Consider the following 20921-nt stretch of genomic DNA (forward strand, 5'->3'; position numbering starts at 1 on the left):
CCAACCGGGGAGGGCAGCCTGTGGCTGTTCCGAAGCGGGCGGGAGAGCGCCGGGGCCGGTTCTAGCCGCTGCCGATCAGCGCACCGGCACCCAGCACCAGGGCGCCGCCCAGCACCACTTGCATGGTGGCGCGCCAGAACGGGGTTTGCATGAAACGGTTCTGGATCCAGGCAATGGCCCACAGTTCCACGAAGACGATCAGCAAGGCGAGTGTGGTGGCGGTCCAGAAGTCCGGGATCAGATAAGGCAAGGCGTGGCCCAGGCCGCCCACGGTGGTCATGATGCCGGAGGCCAGCCCGCGTTTCAGCGGCGAGCCGCGGCCAGAGAGTTCTCCGTCGTCGGAAGCCGCCTCGGTGAAGCCCATCGAGATGCCGGCCCCGACCGAGGCGGCCATGCCGACCAGAAATGTGGTCCAGGTGTCCTGGGTGGCAAAGGCGGTGGCAAAGATCGGCGCCAGGGTGGAGACCGAACCGTCCATCAGCCCGGCCAGCCCCGGCTGCACCCAGGTCAGAACGAACTGGCGGTGGGCGGCTCGGTCCTCGTCCTGGCGCGTATCCGTGTCCAGATGCGTGTCTTGTAATTCGCCTGCGCGTGCCTGATGGCTGGCCTCAGCTGCGGCCAGATCACCCAGCAGCCTGCGGGTGGCGGCATCCCGGGTGCGGGCGGCGGCGGCGGTGTAGAAGCGTTCGGCGTCGCGCTCCATCGCGCGGGCCTCGCCGCGGATGCGGTCCAGGCTGAGGTTTTCCATCAGCCAGATAGGGCGGCGGGCATAGTAGCCCGCCACATGCTCGCGCCGGATCAGCGGAATTGCCGGCCCGAACCGGGCCTGGTGCAGGGCAATCAGCTGGGCGCGGTGTTCGTCTTCCTCGGCGGCCATGCCGTCGAACATCGCCGCGGTTGCCGGAAATTCTGCGCGCAGGCGCTCTGCATAGCCGCGGTAGATACGCGCATCATCCTCCTCGGAAGATATCGCAAGGGCGAGGATCTCCTGCCCGGTCAGCTCCGCAAACCGCTTGCGCTGAGTGAGAAAACGCATCTGCTGCCCCTTGGTTTAGAATGATTCTAAATATAACGGTTCCGCGAGAGAGCGCAAGACGGTGCGGCTTATGCTGTTGCTATGCGGCAGCAGAGGCTACACTAGGTCCAGACCCGCAGGCAGCCAAAGGAACCCGCATGAATCAGCAAGCCAGCGTCCTGCGTACAGGCCGGAAATTTGATCAGGTCCTGGCAGGGGCCCGCGAGGTGTTCCTGGCTGACGGGTTTGAGGGTGCGAGTGTTGACAATATTGCCAAGGCGGCGGGCGTGTCCAAGGCAACGCTGTACAGCTATTTCCCCGACAAGCGGGTGCTGTTCATGGAAGTGGTGCGTTCGGTCTGCGTGCAGCAGTCTGAAGCGTCGCTTGATCTGGCGGCGGGCAGTTGCGGCCCGCGCGAGGTGCTGCGGGTGGCGGCGGAACATGTTCACGCGGTTCTGATAGGCGGTCTGAGCCTGCAGCTGTTCCGCATCTTTGTGGCCGAGGCCGACCGTTTCCCTGAGCTGGGGCCGATGTTCTATGAAAGCGGCCCGATGGTTTTGCACGGGCAGATCCGCGATTACCTGAAGATCGCCGCAGAGCGGGGCGAGCTGGCAATTCCGGATGCGGACCTGGCTGCCGCGCAATTCATTGAGCTGTGCAAGGCGGATATTTTCCTGCGTTTCCTGTTCAATATCGACGAGCATTTTACCGAGGCCGAACGCGAGCGGGTGATCGCCGGCGCGATCGAGACCTTTATGGCGCGGTTCGGCACCTGACGGCGGCGGGCATGCCGGTCAGAGCGTGCTGGTCAATGCCCGCCGGTCATCAGTGCGTGGTAAAGCTGTTGGGCGCATTGCGGTAGGTCTCGTGGCAGCTGAGACAGCTTTGCATCAGGCTGGGCAGGGTGCGGCGCAGGGCGGGCAGGGACCGGGTGCTGAGGTTCCTGGCTGCCGTTTCGGCGGTGTCTGCACGGGTTTTGAAATCCTTCCAGGCGTGCCAGATCAAGGGCCGCGCATGAGAGCGCGGATCCAGCTGCGGCTTCTTGAAATGCTTGCGGATGGTGCCGGTGGATCTGATCAGCTGCCGCCGGGCCGCGCGGGCCCTGTCCCGGTCAAAATATGTGCGCCCGGCCATCATGCTGGTCAGCACATCCATCGCTGCTTTTTGCGAGGTCATCAGGGCCATTCTGCGTGTCACGTGCTTGCTGGTGCCGTCCCTGGCTGTGACCGGGGCGGTGGTGCCAATTGCAAGAGCCGCAAGGATGACCATGAAGGCCATGGTTTTGAACAGGCGGATGGTCATTGCGCGGCCCCCGGGCGGACCGGCCGAATCGCATGACATGAACAAAATAAGAACATATGCTGTGGAACTCCTGTAATCTGCCGTCCGCCGGCCCCTGTTGCCCGATCTGCCCATGCCCCATCGCCGCATCTTATCGCTTTGGTTTCCGCGCCTTGGCGCCGAACGTATCATGCGGGCAGAGCGCGGCGGTATTGCCGGACCGCTGGCCGTTGCCGAAGAAGTGTCCAACACCCAGGTTATTTCCGCGTTAAACACGGCGGCTTCGGCACAAGGTTTGCAGCCGGGCCAGCCGTTGCGCGATGCCCATGCGATGTGTGCGGCGCTGGTGGTGCGGCCGCGCAACCGGCCGGCTGAGGCGGCGTTCCTGGCCGCCCTCAGGCGCTGGGCCGGGAAGTTCAGCCCCTGGGTGGCAGAAGCCGGGGAGGACGGGCTGATCCTTGACCTTACCGGCTGCGCGCATCTGTTCGGCAGCGAGGCGGTGCTGATGGAGACGGCGGGGCGCGATTGCGTGGAGATGGGCCTCAGCGTGCAGATGGGGCTGGCGGATACCCTGGGCGCGGCTTGGGCGCTGGCGCGTTATGCGGGGGAGGACGCCGTGCCGGACCGCTCGGGCGATGCCATCGATCAGGAAGCCCGCGCGACCCGGGCCCGGGCGCAGAAACGCACGCCGGGGCACAGCGCCAAGCGCCGCCATTGGACCCGGGGCGGCGCGGCGCCGCAGGTGCAGGCGCCGCCGCCGCAGATGGGGCGGATTGCCGGGCCTGGGCAGGCTTACGGCGCGCTTGGGCCGCTGCCGGTGGCGGCGCTGCGGCTGGACAATGCCACGGTGGCGCAGCTGAACCGGCTGGGGCTTCGCCGGATTGGCGATCTGCTGGGGCAGCCGCGGGCCGGCCTGGCGCGCCGGTTCGGGCGCGGGCTGGTCTTGCGGCTGGATCAGGCGATGGGCAGCGCGCCCGAGCCGGTCTCGCCCGCGCGCAGCCCGGATCACTTTGCAGTGCGGCTGACCCTGCCGGAGCCGATCGGGCTGATGGAAGACCTGCTGGCAGGCATTGACCGGATGCTGCCCAGGCTCTGCGCCCGGCTGGAGGCGCGCGGCAAGGGCGCGCGGGTGCTGCGGCTGGAGGCGCACCGCTGCGACCAGGAAATGGAGGCCGTGACCCTGGGCCTGGCCCGTGCCAGCCGCGCGCCGGACCGCATCCGCCCGCTGCTGGAGATGAAGCTGGAACAGATTGATGCGGGCTATGGCATCGATATGCTGCGGCTGGAGGTGCTGCAGGCCGAAGCGATCCACGCCCGCACCCCCGCGGGCCATATGCAGGCGGGTGCTGCGGTGCAGGCGCGGCAGGAGGATGGCGCGGCGCTGGAGGATCTGATCGGGCGTCTGGGCGCGCGGCTGGGGCTGGAGGCCATCACCCGCTGCCACCCGGCAGAGAGCCATATTCCGGAAAAGACCTTCACCGTGCAGGCCGCAGCCTGGTCTGAGCCTGCCGCCGGGGACTGGCCGCGCCCGCCCCGTCCGCGTCCGCTGCTGATCTGGCGGCCCGAACTCGTTCATGCGCCAGAGCGGCCTGAGGTGCCGGAGCGTTTCCGCTGGCGGGGGCGCGACTGGGAGCCGGCGGCGGCAGAAGGCCCCGAGCGGATAGCCCCGGAATGGTGGCTGGAGGATCCGAACTGGCGCAGCGGCGTGCGCGATTACTGGGTGGTTGCGACCCGCAGCGGTGAACGGCTGTGGCTGTTCTTTGCCCATGGCGGCGCGCTGTCGCCGGGCTGGTTCTGTCATGGGTCGTTTGCGTGACGGGCCGGATAGTTCGATGCGCAGCGAAGGGTTTTGCTTGGGCCTGCCTGCGGGAACCGCTTAGGGTAAGAGCATGATCACACCGCGTTTCGACATTCTGGGCCAGGCCATCAGCGACGCCAGCCGCACGCAGATGCTGTGCGAGCTGATGGAGGGGCGCGCCTATACCAACAAGGAACTGGCTGCCGCTGCGGGGGTGACGCCGCAAACCGCCTCGGCGCATTTGCGGCTGCTGCAGGATGCCGGGCTGGTGGTGGCCGAAAAACGCGGCCGCTGTGTCTATCACCGGCTGGCAGGGCCGGAGGTGGCCCATGCGCTGGAGCAGCTGGCGGCGATTGCGCCTGCGGACAGCCTGCACCGGGCGCAGCGGCGCAAGGCGGGGGATCTGGCACAGGTGCGCAGCTGCTATGACCATTTGGCCGGGCCTTTGGCTGTGGCGATGACCCGCGCGCTTCTGGACCGGGGGATGCTGCGCGAGGAATACGGCGCCTTTCGCGCTGTTCCGGCCGGGGAATGGCTGAAACTTGGGGTTGTTCTGCCTGAGAAACCGGGCCGCCAGCCTTTTGCCCGGCCCTGTCTGGACTGGACCGAGCGCAAGCTGCATGTGGCGGGGCCGATGGGGCGGCTGATCCTGGATCACGCACTGGACAGCGGCTGGGTCAAACGCCACCGGCACAAGCGCGGGCTGGTGCTGACGGCGCCTGGAGCGCGCGCGCTGGAGCAGATTCTGGGCCTTAGCTGCGGCGGTCTGGTGGCGGCCTGAGGCAGGCCGGAGCGGGCTGGAAACAGGAGGCAGAGCCTGTGCGCCTTCTGCATCACACGAAAATTCGAAGGGGATAAACCTTGATTTGCCCCGGAAACGGCGCAACCTTTAATCTATGAGCTTTGATCAGGTGCAGCCTTTTCCCGGATCTCCCTACCCTCAGCAAGTCGCGTTCGACCGGCGGGAATTGTCGGTCATTCTATCCCTCTACGGGCGGATGGTTGCCGCGGGGGAGTGGCGCGATTACGGCATTGCCTCCCTGCGCGACCTGGCAGTTTTTTCTGTTTTCCGGCGCACGGCAGAGCACCCGCTTTACCGGATCGAAAAGCGCCCCAAGCTGCGGGTGCGGCAAGGGCAGTATTCGGTGGTCGGTATGGACGGGCATATTCTGAAGCGCGGGGCAGATCTGAAAACCGTTCTGCGGGTGCTGGAACGCAAGCTGATCCGGTCCGTGGACTAACGCGAGGGCTGCAGCCGCGCGGGGACCGGAAAATTCAAATTTTCCGGTCAAAAATCTTGCAAGATTTTTGCCGCTTGGGGCGGCTGATGCGGATTACGCCAGCCGTTTGTGTCCGGTGACCGGGCCGTCGCCCTGGGCTTGAATACGTTTGATCGCCGTGCCGATCGCTTCGATCGCCACCGCCATATCGTGGGCATTGGCGTGGATCAGGGTTTCCGCGTCCCGCACCATTGCGACATGGCCTTTCCAGAACAGCAGATCGCCGCGCTGGTAGTCTGTATCAGGGGCGGGTTCACCCAACTCTGCTTCCTGCATATTGCTGTCGCCGGGGCAGGCCGTGCCGCAGGCCAGCAGAGCCGCTTGCACCAGGCCGGAGCAGTCGATGCCGGACCGGCTGTTGCCGCCCCAGAGGTAGGGCGTGCCGAGAAACAATTCTGCCACCGCCACCGGATCAGCAGCATGGGCGCCCAGCGGCAACAGGTGGCAGGCGGGGATGAACCCCAAGTCGGTTTCAAGAAACCGCCCGGTGCCGCCCAGGACCTGCACCCGGCTGCCGTGGCTAAGCGCTTGCGTCTCCGGCGATTTGAAGTCATCCGCCGAATAGCTGTGGGTCGCCGGGGCGCTGACCCAATGGGTGGCTTCAAACGGCACCGTGAGGGCAGTGCCGGGCACATATCCGACGTAGGAATCCTTGGCCGCTTGCAGGAATGACCAGCCCTGCCGGTCCTCGTAGACGGTCACCGGCTCGCCATAGACAAGCTGGCGGTCGCGGGTGCCGTCCGGTGTGCGCAACAGGTCTGCAACCGGAACGCCGATGCGGGCGGCGGTGCCCTCCACCGGTTCCAGGCCGGCGGGGACATCCGCCAGATGCACGGCGGCGATGCGGGAGTTCATGGGAGTACGGCGGCGGTCGGTCATGCTGCTAAAGCTCCAGCATGTCCGGCAGGGCGGCAAACAGCGCCCGGGCGCCCTGCAGGGCACCGCCCTTGGGCTGCCCGGGGGCGGCGCTGGGGGTCCAGCCGTAGATGTCGAAATGCATATAGCGGGTGTCTCCGGCGAAACGGCGCAGGAACAGCGCGGCGGTGATCGAGCCTGCAAAACCGCCAGACGGCGCATTGTCCAGATCGGCGATGCCGGGTTCGATCATGGCCTCGTAAGGGTCATGAAACGGCATCCGCCAGACCGGATCGGCAGTGCGTGCCGCACTGGCCGCCAGCGCGGCGGCATCTGCATCATTGCCGGTATAGAAGGGGGAGAGGTCCGGGCCGACGGCCACACGGGCAGCCCCTGTGAGGGTGGCCATGGAGATCAGCAGATCCGGCGTGTCCTCGGCTGCGAGCGCCAGCGCGTCGGCCAGCACCAGGCGGCCCTCGGCGTCGGTGTTGTTGTTCTCAATCGTCAGCCCCTTGCGGGACATCAGCACATCGCCGGGGCGGAAGGCAGAGCCGGACACGGCATTTTCCACTGCCGGAATAAGCACCCGCAGTTGCAGTTGCAGCCCGGCGGCCATGATCATCCGCGCCAGCCCCAGCACATTGGCTGCGCCGCCCATGTCCTTTTTCATCAGTGCCATGTTGCTGCCGGGTTTGAGGTTCAGCCCGCCGGTGTCGAAACAGACGCCCTTGCCCACCAGGGTGAGCCGGGGGCCGGACGTGCCCCAACCGATATCGATCAGCCGCGGCGCGCGGTCCGAGGCGCGGCCCACGGTGTGGATCAGCGGGAAATTCTGGTCCAGCAGATCCGCGCCGGTGACCACAGAACAGCTGGCGCCGAACTCCCCGGCCAGGGCTTCGGCGGCTGCCTGAAGCTCTTGCGGGCCCATGTCAGAGGCAGGCGTATTGATCAGATCGCGGGTCAGGCATTCGGCGGCAGCCAGTGATTCTACGGCGCCTGCATTCAGGCCTTCCGGCGCTACCAGTGAAGCGGTCTGTGCCGCGCTTTTCTTATACCGGTCAAAGCGGTAGGCGGTCAGCAGCCAGCCCAGCGTTTCGGTGGCAGCAGCTTCTTCCGGCAGGCCGGAGGCGATCCGGTACGTCCCGCCGGGCAGTTTCGCGGCAGCCTCGGCCAGCACGAAACGGCGGCGCGCGCGCTGGGCGGCGCTGCCAAAGCCGGCCAGGGCCATCTCAACCTTGCCATCTGCGCCTGGCACCGTGACGGCCTGACCGCAAGTGCCGGTAAAACCCTGTGCCGAAACCCAAGCCTGAACGCGCTGCGGCTGGCCTGAAAGCCAGCTGTCAAAAGTGTCGCTTGCGATAACATGCACTGGACAGGCGTCCGGGCTGGACGCGGCAAAGACGGGCGGCATGGGCATACTCCGGTTAGCGGATCAATAAGGATGCACCAGAGTAGCCGCCGCAGCGCCGTCTGCAAGCCCTGCAGGCTGCGGAAGTATCAGATCGTCATGTCCTGCTGATCCCAGACCGCTGTCAGTGAGCGTTCGCCCACCCGCATCAGCCGGAACAGGATCGCGGCAACCGCCGGAGCGTCCCCGGAATCAATGGCCACCGTCGCATCCCTGGCAATGGTTGCCAGCGCTGTCATGCCGATCTGATCGGCAATCGCAATCAGCGACCGCGCACTTTTGCGCAGGTTGATCATGTCATTCTGCCGCCACAGACGCTCGCAATGCGTCAGGCGGACTGCCATTTCTTCGACCGCCCGGCACACCACATCTTCGGCGCCGGTTTCTCCAAGCTGCTCATACAGCGCGGAGAGTTTGTCCGGATCCAAGCGCACTGTTTCAGAACGTATTACTGTTAGTATATTGGCCACCACATTCACCCAAATTCTATGTGCCCCCACGGCACAACTGCCAATTTGAAGCCCACAAGTTTTCAAAAGGTTTCTGAAGGGGGGCTCAAATCGCTCGAATTTGCGGACAATGCAGGGTAACACGTCCGGCAACGTGCAACGATCGGAGGATTCGACAATGGACTTTGCCAAACCTCTCCCCAGTTATCTGGTGACCCGCTATCACGGCTGGAAGGCCACATCATATGAGGAAAACCAGGGCTGGTACCGCCGCCTGGCGACCGAAGGCCAGCGTCCGCGGGCCATGGTGATTTCCTGCTGTGACAGCCGGGTGCATGTGACGTCGATCTTCGGCGCCGACCAGGGCGAGTTCTTTATTCACCGCAATATTGCCAATCTGGTGCCGCCGTTTGCACCGGATGGCGATCACCACGGCACCTCGGCTGCGGTGGAGTATGCAGTGACCGCGCTGAAGGTGTCGCATCTGATCGTGCTGGGCCATTCACAGTGCGGCGGCGTGCAGGGCTGTATCGACATGTGCAAGGGCAACGCGCCGCAGCTGGAAGAGAAGACCAGTTTTGTCGGCCGCTGGATGGATATTTTGAAGCCCAAGTTCGAAGGCGTCGCAGGTATTGAGGATCCAGACCTGCAAGCGCGCCAGTTCGAGCGCCAAGCCGTTGTTGCCTCATTGGAAAACCTGATGACCTTTCCCTTTATCGAATCGTCGGTGAAGGCCGGGCAGCTGAGTCTGCATGGCCTGTGGACCGATATCGGCGAGGGCGGGCTGGAATGTTATGATCCCAAGACGGGCGCGTTTGCGCCTGTCTGACGTCATGCCGGATTTTTGCCGCCACCAAAAGCAGCCGCCAGATTGGCGGCTGCTTGCGTATAGCCGCCGCCGGCCCCATCGACAAAGTGGACGTGGTCGTCCTCTACCGGCGAGGGCACGATGCAGGTGACCATGGCGGCGTCCTGTTCGTGCAGGCCGAAATGCACCAGCCCCGCCCCGGCGGCCTGTTGCAGGCGGTCGCGGATCCGGGTGCTGATGGCCGGTGTGCAATCCAGTGTCATCTTCAGCCCGTCATCAAATTTGCGAAAATCGGAATGGGCTTTGAGAACCGACAGGTAATGCACCGGGTCAAAGGCGCCCACGGGGCGTTTCAAGGCGAAGATCAGCCCGGCAAAGAGGCTGTGTGAGAAAAGATAAAACTTCCGCAAAATCACCGGCAATTTACCGCGGGACGCCTGGGCTTCCAAAGCCAGGCCGGAGGGTGGAAAGCGCAATTTGGGACCGGAATCGGGCACCGGGTGGCCGTTTTCCGCAAGTTCGGAGGCCAGATCCAGCAATTCTGCCGAGAGCCGGGCAAAGGCCCGCTGGCTGGTGCCCGGCGCGGGCTGGGCAACCACCGACAGGATAATGCCATTGCGCGCCGGAGTGTTGCTCCAGCGGCAGGACAGGCCGTTGAGGTCCGGGGGGGCGGCGTGCGGGGCGGCGGGCACTTCGAAGGCGCCGGCCTTCATCTGCGCCTCGGCCCAGGCCAGGCCGCCGCCGTTGAACATGGCGAAATCCGCGTGTTCCGAAACGGCATAGCGGGCAATCCGGACGTCCAGCCCCTCGGCACGGATCCAGCCCATCGGCAGCATCGCAGCCCGCAGGCTGACACCGAATTCCGCTTCAGTCCAGCTGCGCAGACCTGCCAGCACCTGTTTGGCGGTGTCCTTGTGCCGCGGCGGCACCGCAAAGGAGGCGCCGTCACCGCCGAAAACATAGGGGAAGGCCTCGCCCTCAAGCGCGTTGCGCATGGCGGCGATCACCGCGGCGCCGATCATGTTGACCGTTTTGTAGCGGCCTGCAGCCGCCAGCCCGGTGGAGTTCACAATATCGGTGCAGCACAGGTGCCAGTCCGGCGGCAGCGGCACAAAGGCCTCTGGCGCGGCAAGGCTGTCGAAAGACCGGGTGCTTGCCAGGCCGGAATAGAAAGTGTCTGTCGTCATTCCGTTCCCGCCCCAGTATCCCGTGCCAGTGACCTGCTGTTCCTACCTAAACGAATTGTGTGCCGGGGCCAAACATGCAAGCTGTGCCGCGGAAACGGTAAACCGGGGGACGGGAAATGCAGGCAGGATTGGTCTTATTGTGCCTGGCTTATGTGCTGAGCCAGTTTTTCCGTGCGTTCCTGGCGGTGCTGTCCAGCGTGCTGGCACAGGATATCGGGGCGGCGCCGGATGATCTCGCCTTTGCCTCGGGCATGTGGTTCCTGTCCTTTGCCGCTATGCAGCTGCCGGTGGGCTGGGCGTTGGACCAGGCAGGGCCGCGCCGTACCGCGGCGCTGCTGCTGCTTTTGGGCGGTGGCGGCGGAGCGGCGCTGTTTGCCGCGGCCACCGGGCCGTTGCATGTCAGTATCGCGATGTTTCTGATTGGTATCGGCTGTTCGCCGGTGCTGATGGCCTCATATTACATTTTTGCGCGCCAGTACCCGCCTGCACGGTTTGCAACCCTGGCGGCGCTGATGCTGGGGGTGGGGTCGGCTGGCAATCTGGTGGCCTCTTATCCGACGGCGCTGGCGGTGGACCTGTTCGGCTGGCGGGAGACGCTTGCGGGACTGGCAGTGGTTTCCGTGGCGGTGGCGGCGGGAATTTTCCTGACCGTTTCAGACCCGGAAAAGCCGGACGGTGAGCACAAGGGATCGGTGCTGGATCTGCTGAAGATGCCGGTGATGTGGGCGATTTTTCCGCTGATGCTGGTGTCCTATGCGCCCTCCGGCGCGCTGCGGGGGCTGTGGATCGGGCCGTATCTGAATGACCTTTACGGGCTCAGCACCCAAGCTGTGGGGCTGGCGACACTGGTGATGGGGGCGGCAATGATTGCCGGCACCTTTGCCTATGGGCCGCTGGACCGGGTGCTGGGCAGCCGCAAATGGGTAATCCTGGGCGGCAATGTTTTAAGCTGTGCGGCATTGGGAGGGCTGATCCTGGCGGCGGGTGCGCCGGTCTGGGTGCCGGTTGCGATGATGGCGGTGGTCGGGTTCTTTGGCGCCTCTTTCCCGGTAATCATGGCGCATGGCCGGGCCTTTGTGCCGCCGCATCTGGCCGGGCGGGGCGTTACCCTGCTCAACCTGTTTGGCATCGGCGGCGCGGGAATCATGCAGTTTGCCACTGGCCGTATCCATGTGGAAATGGCCGGAGCGGACCCATCTTTGCCCTATACGGGGATTTTCGCCTTCTTTTTGGTCTGTCTTGCGTTGGGATGCGCAATTTATCTGTTCAGCCGGGACAGCATGGACTGATCCGGGACTTTAAACTTGTCCCCAGAGGGATTATCACTCCGGCGCCGGCCATGGGGCCGGGTATTACTGGAGAAACAGACAAATGGGTTACCGCATCGTCGTCGTTGGCGCCACTGGCAACGTGGGCCGCGAAATGCTGAACATCCTGGCCGAGCGCCAGTTCCCTGTGGATGAGATCGCTGTGCTGGCCAGCCGCAAATCTCTCGGCACTGAAGTCAGCTTTGGCGATAAGACACTGAAGACCCAGGATCTGGACACCTTTGATTTCACCGGCTGGGACATGGCGCTGTTTGCCGTGGGGTCCGCCGCGACCAAGGATTACGCGCCCAAGGCAGCGGCCGCAGGCTGCACTGTGATCGATAACTCGTCGCTTTACCGCTACGATCCGGAGATTCCGCTGATCGTGCCCGAGGTGAACCCGGAAGCGATTCACGGTTACGCCAAGAAAAACATCATCGCCAACCCCAACTGCTCGACCGCGCAGATGGTTGTGGCGCTGAAGCCGCTGCATGACCGCGCCAAGATCAAGCGCGTTGTCGTCTCGACCTATCAGTCGGTATCCGGTGCCGGCAAAGAGGGCGCCGACGAGCTGTGGGACCAGACCAAGTCGATCTATAATCCGACCTCTGATGTGCCGCCGAACAAGTTCCAGAAGCAGATCGCCTTTAACGTCATCCCGCAGATCGACGTGTTCATGGAAGACGGCACCACCAAAGAAGAGTGGAAGATGGTGGTGGAGACCAAAAAGATTGTCGATCCGGCGATTAAGGTCACCGCAACCTGCGTCCGCGTGCCGGTGTTTGTCGGCCACTCGGAAGCCGTGAACATCGAGTTCGAGGAGTTCCTGGACGAGGATGAGGCCCGCGACATCCTGCGCGAGGCGCCGGGCGTCATGGTGATCGACAAGCGGGAAGCCGGCGGCTACGTGACCCCGATCGAATGTGTGGGCGATTTCGCCACTTTCATCAGCCGGATCCGCCAGGACTCGACCATCGAGAACGGCCTGAACCTGTGGTGCGTATCGGACAACCTGCGCAAGGGCGCGGCCCTGAACGCGGTGCAGATTGCCGAGCTCCTGGGCCGTGAGGTTCTGAAAAAAGGCTAAGCCTTATATCCTTTTGGTGAGGGGGCTGCTTCGCAAGAGGCGGCCCCTTTTCTTTTGCACGGCTACCCGGCGGCAGGCCGCTCCGGTAAGTTGAGGGAGACAGGAACAACAGCAGACCTAAGGACCAAAGCCATGATCGCACTGCAGGATTTCAGCCGCTCCGCCCCCGTTTCCGCAACTCTGCCTTTTGGCGCCATGGCGGCTGTTCCGTCGCAGCCCAAGCTGAATTGCGCATCCGCGGCAGAGTTGCGGCAGCAGCTGGCGGCGGATTTCGCCGCCTCCGGCGACTGGTTCACCCTGTGCCGGGGCCTGCGCCGCAAGGGTATCTGTTTGCGGATGCGTGGCGGGGATCTGTGGGTCTATGACGCGTTGAGCCTGGCGGCGATCTCCTCCTGCGAGGATCTGGGGATCGACACAGATGAACTGGAGCTGCGCTTTGGCCCGTCGCAGCCGCAGCAGGCCGCCGCGCATGGTGCCTGAGCGTGCTGGCCACGCCGAAGACTGAAGGATAGGTTTGGCATCAGGCGGGCAGTTCCGGCCCGCCACTTGATTGATTGAGAGATGCCAATGAGATTTTCCTTGATGGCTTTTGCCGTTTGTTCCTTTGTTCAGGCTGCCGCATCCGCTGTAGCGGCCGATACCATTTCTGTCAGCAGCCGGGTGTCCGAAGTGACCCTTTATCCCGGCCTGGCCGAGGTGACCCGGCGCGCTGCAGTCGCGCTGCCTGAAGGGCGGCACCGGCTGATCCTGCAGAATGTGCCAAAGTCGGCGCTGCTGGAGACCCTGCAGGTTGAAATCACCGGCGCCCGCCGCATCGCCACCCTGCTGCGCGAGGATTACGTGCCGCCGCGGGATGCGGATGATCCGGAGGTTGAGGCCGCCGAAGCACGGATCCGCGATCTGGAGGCCCAGGTTGCCTCGGTTCGGGATGAGGCTGCGGGCACCCGCGCCGGAGTACGGGCAGCAGAGGCATCAATCGGGTTCCTGCAGCAGCTTGGCGGCAATGAGGGCCTGGCTCAGGCGAATGCATCGGCTTTGAGTGAAATTGCGCGGATGATCTCCCGGGAGGCCGGTAAGGCGAGCCAGACAGCGGTGGAAGCTGAAGCCGGGGCACGCCGGATTGAGCTGCGTCTGGAAGCGCTGGACGAAGACCTGGCAGCGGCCCGCGCGGCGCTGGCGGCCATCGCGCTGGAGGACGGGGACCGGCTGTACATTGCGGTGGATGTTAAGGCAGAACAGGCGGGCGAAGGCACGGTAAGGCTTAGCTATTTCACCGCCGGAGGCGGTAATATCGGCTGGCAGCCGTCTTATGAAATGCATCTCAGCACTGGGGATGCGGCTGAGGTTACCCTGAAACGCGCGGTTACGCTGGTGCAGGATACCGGCGAGAACTGGCAGGATGTGGCATTGACCCTGTCAACTGCGGTGCCATTTGGTCAGGGCAGCCCGTCGGCTTTGAACCCGTGGCTGCGCCGGATTGAAGAACCAGAGCCACCCCGCGCTCGGAAATCACTTGGTCTGGACGTGGCGGAAATGTCTGCATTTGCCGAGCCGGCGCTTGAGGCGCCAGCCTTTGCGCAGGATGCTCGTGGCGGATGGGGAGTTGACCTGGGCGGTGCGGCTGCGACCTACAGGTTTGAGCTGCCGGTTTCGATTGCTTCCGGCGCGGACTTGCTCCGGCTGGAAATGGATAGCCTGTCTGCTGCGGCTGAATTGACCGCGGTGGCGGTGCCTTCGCGGGATGAAACCGCTTACCGGGTGGTGAAATTCACCAACAGTTTCGGCGAGCAGCTGCTGGCCTCGGATGAGGTGCCGCGCTTCGTTGACGGCAAGCTGATCACTGTCGAGAATTTTGCCGGGCTGGCGCCGGGGGCGGAGATGAAGGCGGGATTCGGCCCGATCGAAGGCTTGCAGCTGCGCCGTGATGTGCTGCGGCAGAGCGAGGGGGAACAGGGGCTGATCTCGCGCAGCAACGCGCAGGTGCAGAAGGTCGAGATCATGGTGGAGAACCTGACAGGGCAGGACTGGCCTTTGCGTGTTTTGGACCGGGTGCCTTATTCGCAGCAGGATGATCTGGAGATCGAGTGGAGTGCGAAACCGCAGCCTACGGCAGAAAACGTCGAAAAGCAGCGCGGCATCCTGGCCTGGGACATGGAGCTTGAGGCGGGGGAGAGCCGGACCATCCGGTTGGACACCACGCTTAACTGGCCCGAGGATATGGTGCTGCGCTGACCCGGGTGCTGCGATGGCGGCACAGGAGATGCTCCCGCCCGTCGTCAGACATTGAAAATGCCTTCCTCCCGTTGGGCGTGGCACCGCGTATGGCGCGGTGCCACGCCCAAGGCCGCTGCCGGTGCTCTGGCTTTGCCAGGGCGGCGGGCGGGCACGGGAGTGCTTCGCATTTGAAGGTCTGAGGGACAGTGTTACTCTGCCTTCCAGCGTGCGGCCAGATCGCGGGCATTGCGGGCAAGCACCATCACGTCGATACCGACGGCCAGAAATTGTGCCCCCATGTCTGCGTAGGACTGAGTGGCTTCATCCGTGGTGCCGAGGATGCCAGGCGCCGGGCCTGCGGCCTTGATCCGCTGGATGGCATCGGCAATCACAGCGCGGACTTCCGGGTGGGCGGAGTTGCCCTGGTGGCCCATGTCGGTGGACAAATCCGCCGGGCCGATGAAAACGCCATCGATGCCCTCGATCAGCAGGATCTCGTCCAGCGCTTCGATCCCGGCGCGGTTTTCCACCTGCACCAGCAGGCAGATTTCCTGGTCGGCAGTCTGGATGTACTCGCTGACCGAACCGAACATGGTTGCCCGCGCTGCCGTGGCACCGACACCGCGCAGTCCCCGGGGCGGGTAGCGGCAGGCACGGACCAGCTCGCGGGCCTGATCGGCGCTTTCGACAATCGGCACCAGCACCGTTTGCGCGCCGGCATCCAGCACTTGCTTAATCATCCAGGTCTCGCCAATTGGCACCCGCACCACGGGATGGCTGGGCGAGGCTGCCAGCGCTATCAGCTGGTCGCGGATCGAACGGATGTCGTTGGGCGCGTGCTCACCGTCGATCACCAGCCAGTCAAAGCCGCAGGTGCCCATGATCTCGGCGATCTGGCCGTCGGCAAAGCTCATCCAGCAGCCGATCTGGCGTTTGCCCTGTGATAGAGCCTGTTTGAAGCTGTTCTTGGGTGCGGGCATGGGCGGGGCCTCCTGTCAGGCGAAGTTGATGGATACGGAGCCGAAGGGGCCGAAATCTGCGGCGATTTCCGTACCCGGCGGGCATTCGATGGGGCGGATGAAAGAGCCTGACAGCACGATATCCCCGGCCTCGATCTGTTGTCCATATTCGGCCATCCGCCGGGCCAGCCATAAGACCGAGGTGAGGGGATCATTCAGAACGCCGGCGCCAAGGCCGGTTTCCTCGACCGTGCCGTTGCGGGCGGCGATGGCACCAACCCAGCGCAGGTCGTGGCCGTCCACTGCGTGGCGCTCCGCCCCCAGCACGACGCCTGCATTGGCGGCGTTGTCGCTGATGGTGTCGGTGATGATGCGGGCCTGGCCGGTTGCCGGGTCCGCGCGCAGGATGCGAGTGTCGAGGATCTCCAGCGAGGGCGTTACATAGTCTGTCGCGGCCAGCACGTCCCCGCGGGTGCACTCGGCGCCTGCGAGGGGGGATTTCATGACAAAGGCGATCTCCGCCTCGATCCGCGGCTGGATGAAGCGACCGGCTGGCACTGTGGCGCCATTTGCAAAGAGCATATCGCCCAACAGCACACCGCTGTCCGGCGTGGTGATGTTCAGCGCCTGCTGCATCGCGCGGCTGGTGAGGCCGATTTTCCAACCGATTTTCCTGCGCCCGGACGCCAGTTTCTGCTGTATTAGAGCCTTTTGCACCGCATAGGCATCATCCAGCGTCATGCCGGGATAGGCCAATGAGAGCAGGCCGCATTGCTGGCCGGTTTGCTCGGCTTTGAACAGACGATTGGCGGCTTTCTGGTGCTGCTCCGGCGTCATGTCTCATCCTCAATAGTGTTGCGCAGAATGCCGATGCCTTCGACCTCAACCTCGACCACATCGCCGGGGACCAGGTATTTCGGCGGATCAAAACGGGCGCCGGCGCCAGTGGGGGTGCCGGTGATGATCACGTCACCCGGCTGCAGAGTTGTGAAGGTGGAGATATAGGCAATCTCCTCGCGGATCGGGAACATCATCCGGCTGAGGGTGTCATCCTGGCGGACCTCTCCGTTCACGCGGGTGATAATGCGGGCCTCATCCAGCTGGGCGGCATCGGTGAAGGGCACCAGCCAGGGGCCGATGGCGCCGGAATTGTCCCAGTTCTTGCCTTGTGTGACGTTAAACTTGGCGTGGCGCACCCAGTCGCGGATCGTGCCCTCATTTGCCAATGTTAGAGCCGCAATATAGTCGTAGGCGTCCTCCGGTTTGATGCGGCGGCCTGCCTTGCCGATCACCACCGCGACTTCGCCCTCGTAATCCAGCGTGTGGTTTTCCAGCGGGCGGATCAGCGGGCGGTCCGCGCCGGTAAAGGAGCGCGGGAAGCGGGGGAACAGGGACATGTGTTTGGGCTGGGATGAGCCGTCCTTGTACTCCGCGTTGCGCTCCGGGAAGTTGACGCCGACGCAGATGATCTTTTCCGGGTTGGGGATCGGGATTTCAAAAGCGAAATCCGTGTGGGTCACGGGTTTGCCCTCGGCTGCATTTGCCAGCGCAGGCAGGCCGTCCGCCGCGATCACGTCGCGCATCGTGGGCCAGTCCGGGAACTGCGGCGACAGGGCGATCATGCCGGCGTCTGTCACCGCGCCATAGAAAACCTCGCCATCGGCGGTATAGGTGGCAAAGCGGGTCATTGCAGGTTCCTTGCGATTTCGGTGATGACGTCAAAACCCATCATCACGTCTGCTTCGGTGGTTTCAAACTGGCCGGCCTGGAAGCGGATCACCAGCTGGCCGTCGACGCGGGTCTGGGTCAGGTAGATGCGGCCATCGCCGTTGATCGCATTGACCAGCCGCAGGTTCAGATCGTCGAGGTCCGTCGCACCTTCGGGCGCATAGCGGAACGACCAAAGCGACCACATCGGCGGGGTAGTGATCTCAAAATCAGGCTCTAACTTGAGCTTTTCGTGCAGTTGATTCGACCAATTGATGTGATTCCTAAGGCGCTGGCGCAGGCCCTCAAGCCCGTAGCTACGGATCAGGAACCAGATTTTCAGCGCGCGGAAGCGGCGGCCCAGCGGCACTGACCATTCGGAATAGTTGATGATGCCATCGTGGCCGTGGGTCTTGAGGTACTCGGGGCTGATGGCAAGGGTTTGCACCAGGTCATCCGGGTTCTTCAGGAAATGGGCAGAGCAATCGAACTGCACGCCCAGCCATTTGTGCGGGTTGAAGACGATGCTGTCGGCACGTTCCACCCCCGGCCAGTAGTGGCGGTATTCTGGGCAGATCATCGTGGAGCCGGCCCAGGCGGCGTCCACATGGGTGTAGAGGCCGTGCCGTTCGGCGACGTCCAGCACCTTGTCCACCGGGTCAGTGGCGCCAACACCGGTGCCGCCAACGCAGAGGATGACGCCGGCGGGCTGGTGCCCTGCGGCGAGGTCGGCCTGAATTGCGGCTTCCAGTGCGTCGGGGTCCATGCCGCGCCAGTCGCCCTTGACGGGGACGCGGATCAGGTTCTGCTGGCCGATGCCCGCGACCCAGATGGCGCGGTCGATGGAGGTGTGGACCTCGGACGAACAGTAGATGCGCAGGGATTTCTGTCCGAACAGGCCTTGGCTGTTGCCCTGCCAGTTCAGCGCCTTTTCCCGCATGGTCAGCACCGCAGCAAGGGTGGCGGAGGAGGCGGAGTCCTGAATGACGCCCCTGAACTGGTCCGGCAGGTCCAGCGCTTGGCGCAGCCAGTCCATCATCCGGGTTTCCATCTCGGTCGCTGCGGGCGAGGTTTGCCACAGCATGCATTGGGGCGCGATGGCGGAGGCGAGGAATTCCGCCAGCACTGAAGGTGCTGCTGCGTTGGAGGTGAAATAGGCAAAGAAGCGCGGGTGCTGCCAATGGGTGATGCCGGGCATCACGATATCTTCAAAATCGCGAAAGATCGCCTCCATCCCTTCGCCATCCTCGGGCGGGGTTTGGGGCAGGGCGTTCAGCACTTGGCCGGGTTCGGTTTGGGCCCGCACCGGACGGTCGCCGACGGTCAGGTGGTAGTCCTGCGTCCAGTCGGCCACCCTGCGGCCCCATTCGGAGAAGTCATCCCATTTCATTTTTCTTACCTTGTTCTTATGGGAGTGTGCCCGGCTAGGGGCCGGGCGCGATCCTTTTCATCAGGGGGCAATAATCGGCTGGGCATTCAAGGCGCTTGGCTTGGGGGTGGTGCCTTCAAACACCGAGCCTTCCTCAAACCAGCTGCGTGGCGCCGGCGCGCCCCAAAGGGTCTGGCGCTGCGGATCGGTGAGCGACCATTTTATCGGCTCCAGGTCCGGGTCGACAGTCTGGTAGTCGGAGCAGTAGATCTCAATCCGGTGGCCGTCGGGGTCGCGCACATAGAGGAAGAAGGCGTTGGAGATGCCGTGGCGGCCCGGGCCGCGCTCAATGTTGTCCACGTAGCCGGTGGTCGACATTAAATCGAGCAGGTCGATGATGTTCAAAGGGTTCGGCACCCAGAAGGCGGTGTGGTGAAGGCGCGGGCCGAGGCCATTGGTGAAGGCGACGTCATGCACGCCGCCCTTGCGGTGCATCCAGGCGGCCCAGATCTTGCCGCTGTCATCATCCTCGGTGAACTCAGTCACGCGGAAGCCGATCTCGTTATAGAAGGCGACCGAGGCATCCACATCCGCTGAGAACATGTTGAAATGGTCGATGCGCAGCGGTTTTACCCCGTTATAGAGCCTGTATTTCTGATGTATCGGTTCCAGCCGGTCCATTTTCACATAGAACTCCAGCGGGATGCCCCAAGGGTCGCGGGTACGTAAAGTGCGGCCCATATGGGGGCGGTCCACCCACTCAACCGGCAGGTCCTTGGAGGCGAAGAATTCGGCTGCTTTATCCAGGTCCGGTTCGTCATAGAGCTTGAAGCCCAATACGCCTACGGAGGCCGTGTCTGCCTTGACCAGCACGATGCAGTGGTGGCCGCGTTCTTCCATCGCACGCAGGTAGATGCGGCTGTCGTCCTCATGCGTGAGCTGCAGGCCGAGCGTGTCCACATAGAAGGCGCGGGCGGCGGCGAAGTCGGTCACGGCATATTCCACATGGGACAGCCGCACGATGTTGAAGGGCGGATAGAGGTTCGGGGCGGGGACGGGCATGATTTGAACCTTTCACTTGCAGTTGCGGGCGGGAGCGAGGGGCCGGCCCCTCGCGCTCCCCGGGGTATTTGAGACCAGAAAGAAGCACGGGTCAGGCGCCGAGGCGCGGGATCTTGTGGAGGCCGAGGGCAAAGCCGATGTGTTTTTGTTCCATGTAGAACTCGAAACTCCAGTCGCCTCCGTCGCGGCCGATGCCGCTGGATTTGACGCCGCCAAAGGGGGTTGGCAGGTGGCGGACGTTTTCCGAGTTCACCCAGATCATCCCCGCCTCTAGCGCGCCGGTGAAGCGCAGGGCGCGGGTCAGGTCGTTGGTCCAGACATAGCCGGTGAGCCCGTATTGAGTATCATTGGCCAGTGTCAGAGCCTCATCTTCGTCTTTGAAGCGGATCGCGGTGAGGACCGGACCAAAGATCTCCTCCTGCGCGATGGTCATGTCGTTGGTGGCACCCGTGCACAGGGTGGGGCGGACGAACCAGCCCTTGTCTCCGGCGCGGGTGCCGCCTGCGGCGATAGTGGCGCCATCCTGTTTGGCGGTCTCGAAATAGGAGGTCACCTTGTCGAAATGCACCTTGTGGATCAGCGGTCCGACCTCGGTGGCCGGGTCCAGTGGGTGGCCGACCTGGATGTTGTTGACGCGCTTGATCAGCTTGGATTCAAAATCATCGGCGATGCTGTCCTGCACCAAAAGGCGCGAGGAAGAGGTGCAGCGCTCGCCGTTCAGCGAATAGATCATGAAGATGGCCGCATCCAGCGCCCGGTCGAGATCGGCATCGTCAAAGACCACCACCGGGTTCTTGCCGCCCAGTTCGAAATGCACCCGTTTCAGGGTGTCGGCACCCTGTTTCATGATCATCGAGCCGGTTTTGCTCTCGCCGACAAAGGCGATGGCTTTGATGTCCTTGTGTTCGGTGAGCGCCTTGCCGGCGTCTTCGCCAAAGCCGTTGACCAGGTTCCAGACGCCCGGCGGCAGGCCGGCCTCATGGGCGATTTCGGCCAGGATGCGGGCGGTGAGGGGGGAGAATTCGGCCGGTTTATGGACCACTGTACAGCCGGCCGCCAAGGCCGGGGCGATTTTCCAGGTCGACAGCATGAAGGGCGTGTTCCAGGGGGTGATCACGCCCACCGGGCCGATCGG

The 20921-nt window shown here is 63.9% G+C and carries 20 protein-coding genes and 1 pseudogene; 9 read left to right on the forward strand and 12 right to left on the reverse strand.

Annotated features, from left to right (window positions below; translation table 11 throughout):
* Window positions 1–61 precede the first annotated feature (61 nt).
* Entirely contained in the window at window positions 62–1036 is a 975-nt protein-coding gene (mbfA, locus tag K3557_RS20340) for an iron exporter MbfA (protein ID WP_259996492.1), read from the reverse strand.
* A 137-nt stretch (window positions 1037–1173) separates the two neighbouring features.
* Here mbfA and K3557_RS20345 point away from each other — a divergent pair, with 137 nt between their 5' ends.
* The gene (locus K3557_RS20345) at window positions 1174–1791 is read left to right on the forward strand and encodes a TetR/AcrR family transcriptional regulator (RefSeq protein WP_259988178.1); all 618 of its coding nucleotides are present in this window, start codon (window positions 1174–1176) and stop codon (window positions 1789–1791) included.
* Window positions 1792–1840: 49 nt separating this feature from the next.
* On the opposite strand, the gene K3557_RS20350 is transcribed toward K3557_RS20345, so the two are convergent.
* A complete protein-coding gene (locus K3557_RS20350; RefSeq protein WP_259996493.1) occupies window positions 1841–2317 on the reverse strand; it encodes a cytochrome c in 477 nt (158 codons plus the stop codon).
* 112 nt (window positions 2318–2429) lie between these two features.
* Between K3557_RS20350 and K3557_RS20355 the strand changes: the two genes are divergently transcribed.
* The 3 genes from K3557_RS20355 (at window position 2430) to K3557_RS20365 (ending at window position 5335) form a co-directional block, all read left to right on the forward strand.
* Window positions 2430–4112, forward strand: coding sequence for a DNA polymerase Y family protein (locus tag K3557_RS20355; protein WP_259996494.1), 1683 nt, complete (start codon window positions 2430–2432; stop codon window positions 4110–4112).
* Window positions 4113–4185: 73 nt separating this feature from the next.
* Entirely contained in the window at window positions 4186–4875 is a 690-nt protein-coding gene (locus tag K3557_RS20360) for a helix-turn-helix transcriptional regulator (protein ID WP_259996502.1), read from the forward strand.
* Window positions 4876–4990: 115 nt separating this feature from the next.
* Window positions 4991–5335, forward strand: a complete 345-nt coding sequence (locus tag K3557_RS20365) for a DUF2794 domain-containing protein (RefSeq protein WP_129372345.1) — start codon at window positions 4991–4993, stop codon at window positions 5333–5335.
* A gap of 93 nt (window positions 5336–5428) precedes the next feature.
* On the opposite strand, the gene K3557_RS20370 is transcribed toward K3557_RS20365, so the two are convergent.
* From K3557_RS20370 to K3557_RS20380, 3 genes are all read right to left on the reverse strand, one after another.
* Complete coding sequence (locus K3557_RS20370) at window positions 5429–6253, reverse strand: C40 family peptidase (RefSeq protein WP_259996504.1); 825 nt, start codon at window positions 6251–6253, stop codon at window positions 5429–5431.
* 4 nt (window positions 6254–6257) lie between these two features.
* Window positions 6258–7640: a M17 family metallopeptidase gene (locus K3557_RS20375; protein ID WP_259996507.1), complete on the reverse strand. Its 1383-nt coding sequence runs from the start codon at window positions 7638–7640 to the stop codon at window positions 6258–6260.
* A gap of 86 nt (window positions 7641–7726) precedes the next feature.
* Complete coding sequence (locus tag K3557_RS20380) at window positions 7727–8071, reverse strand: hypothetical protein (protein WP_259988167.1); 345 nt, start codon at window positions 8069–8071, stop codon at window positions 7727–7729.
* Window positions 8072–8264: 193 nt separating this feature from the next.
* On the opposite strand from K3557_RS20380, the gene K3557_RS20385 reads away from it, so the two are divergent.
* Window positions 8265–8915, forward strand: a complete 651-nt coding sequence (locus K3557_RS20385; protein ID WP_129372341.1) for a carbonic anhydrase — start codon at window positions 8265–8267, stop codon at window positions 8913–8915.
* A 2-nt stretch (window positions 8916–8917) separates the two neighbouring features.
* Here K3557_RS20385 and K3557_RS20390 read toward each other — a convergent pair whose 3' ends face one another.
* A complete protein-coding gene (locus tag K3557_RS20390; RefSeq protein ID WP_259996509.1) occupies window positions 8918–10081 on the reverse strand; it encodes a DUF3095 domain-containing protein in 1164 nt (387 codons plus the stop codon).
* A 116-nt stretch (window positions 10082–10197) separates the two neighbouring features.
* On the opposite strand from K3557_RS20390, the gene K3557_RS20395 reads away from it, so the two are divergent.
* The 4 genes from K3557_RS20395 (at window position 10198) to K3557_RS20410 (ending at window position 14707) form a co-directional block, all read left to right on the forward strand.
* Window positions 10198–11370 (forward strand): MFS transporter, encoded by a 1173-nt coding sequence (locus K3557_RS20395; RefSeq protein WP_259996511.1) that lies wholly within the window; start codon window positions 10198–10200, stop codon window positions 11368–11370.
* 82 nt (window positions 11371–11452) lie between these two features.
* Window positions 11453–12475, forward strand: a complete 1023-nt coding sequence (locus tag K3557_RS20400; RefSeq protein WP_259988161.1) for an aspartate-semialdehyde dehydrogenase — start codon at window positions 11453–11455, stop codon at window positions 12473–12475.
* A gap of 132 nt (window positions 12476–12607) precedes the next feature.
* Window positions 12608–12955: a hypothetical protein gene (locus K3557_RS20405; RefSeq protein ID WP_259996513.1), complete on the forward strand. Its 348-nt coding sequence runs from the start codon at window positions 12608–12610 to the stop codon at window positions 12953–12955.
* Window positions 12956–13057: 102 nt separating this feature from the next.
* Window positions 13058–14707 carry a DUF4139 domain-containing protein gene (locus K3557_RS20410; RefSeq protein WP_259996514.1) on the forward strand — a complete coding sequence of 550 codons (1650 nt, stop codon included), beginning with the start codon at window positions 13058–13060 and terminating at the stop codon, window positions 14705–14707.
* A 191-nt stretch (window positions 14708–14898) separates the two neighbouring features.
* On the opposite strand, the gene K3557_RS20415 is transcribed toward K3557_RS20410, so the two are convergent.
* From K3557_RS20415 to K3557_RS20440, 6 genes and pseudogenes are all read right to left on the reverse strand, one after another.
* Window positions 14899–15669 (reverse strand): HpcH/HpaI aldolase/citrate lyase family protein, encoded by a 771-nt coding sequence (locus K3557_RS20415; protein ID WP_259996515.1) that lies wholly within the window; start codon window positions 15667–15669, stop codon window positions 14899–14901.
* Between the two features lie 15 nt (window positions 15670–15684).
* The gene (gene hpaH / locus K3557_RS20420) at window positions 15685–16485 is read right to left on the reverse strand and encodes a 2-oxo-hept-4-ene-1,7-dioate hydratase (RefSeq protein ID WP_259996516.1); all 801 of its coding nucleotides are present in this window, start codon (window positions 16483–16485) and stop codon (window positions 15685–15687) included.
* On the reverse strand, window positions 16482–17336 hold the full coding sequence (locus tag K3557_RS20425; RefSeq protein ID WP_259996517.1) for a fumarylacetoacetate hydrolase family protein: 855 nt from the start codon (window positions 17334–17336) through the stop codon (window positions 16482–16484). The genes hpaH and K3557_RS20425 overlap by 4 nt, the downstream gene beginning before the upstream one ends.
* Window positions 17333–18745: a pyridoxal-dependent decarboxylase gene (locus K3557_RS20430; protein WP_259996518.1), complete on the reverse strand. Its 1413-nt coding sequence runs from the start codon at window positions 18743–18745 to the stop codon at window positions 17333–17335. Before K3557_RS20430 ends, K3557_RS20425 begins: the two co-directional genes overlap by 4 nt.
* Before the next feature lie 60 nt (window positions 18746–18805).
* On the reverse strand, window positions 18806–19786 hold the full coding sequence (hpaD, locus tag K3557_RS20435; RefSeq protein WP_259996519.1) for a 3,4-dihydroxyphenylacetate 2,3-dioxygenase: 981 nt from the start codon (window positions 19784–19786) through the stop codon (window positions 18806–18808).
* Window positions 19787–19877: 91 nt separating this feature from the next.
* A pseudogene (locus K3557_RS20440) lies at window positions 19878–20921 on the reverse strand (aldehyde dehydrogenase family protein); the annotation flags it as partial.

Origin of the sequence: Leisingera sp. M523, from assembly GCF_025141335.1 — a bacterium.
GTDB lineage: Bacteria > Pseudomonadota > Alphaproteobacteria > Rhodobacterales > Rhodobacteraceae > Leisingera.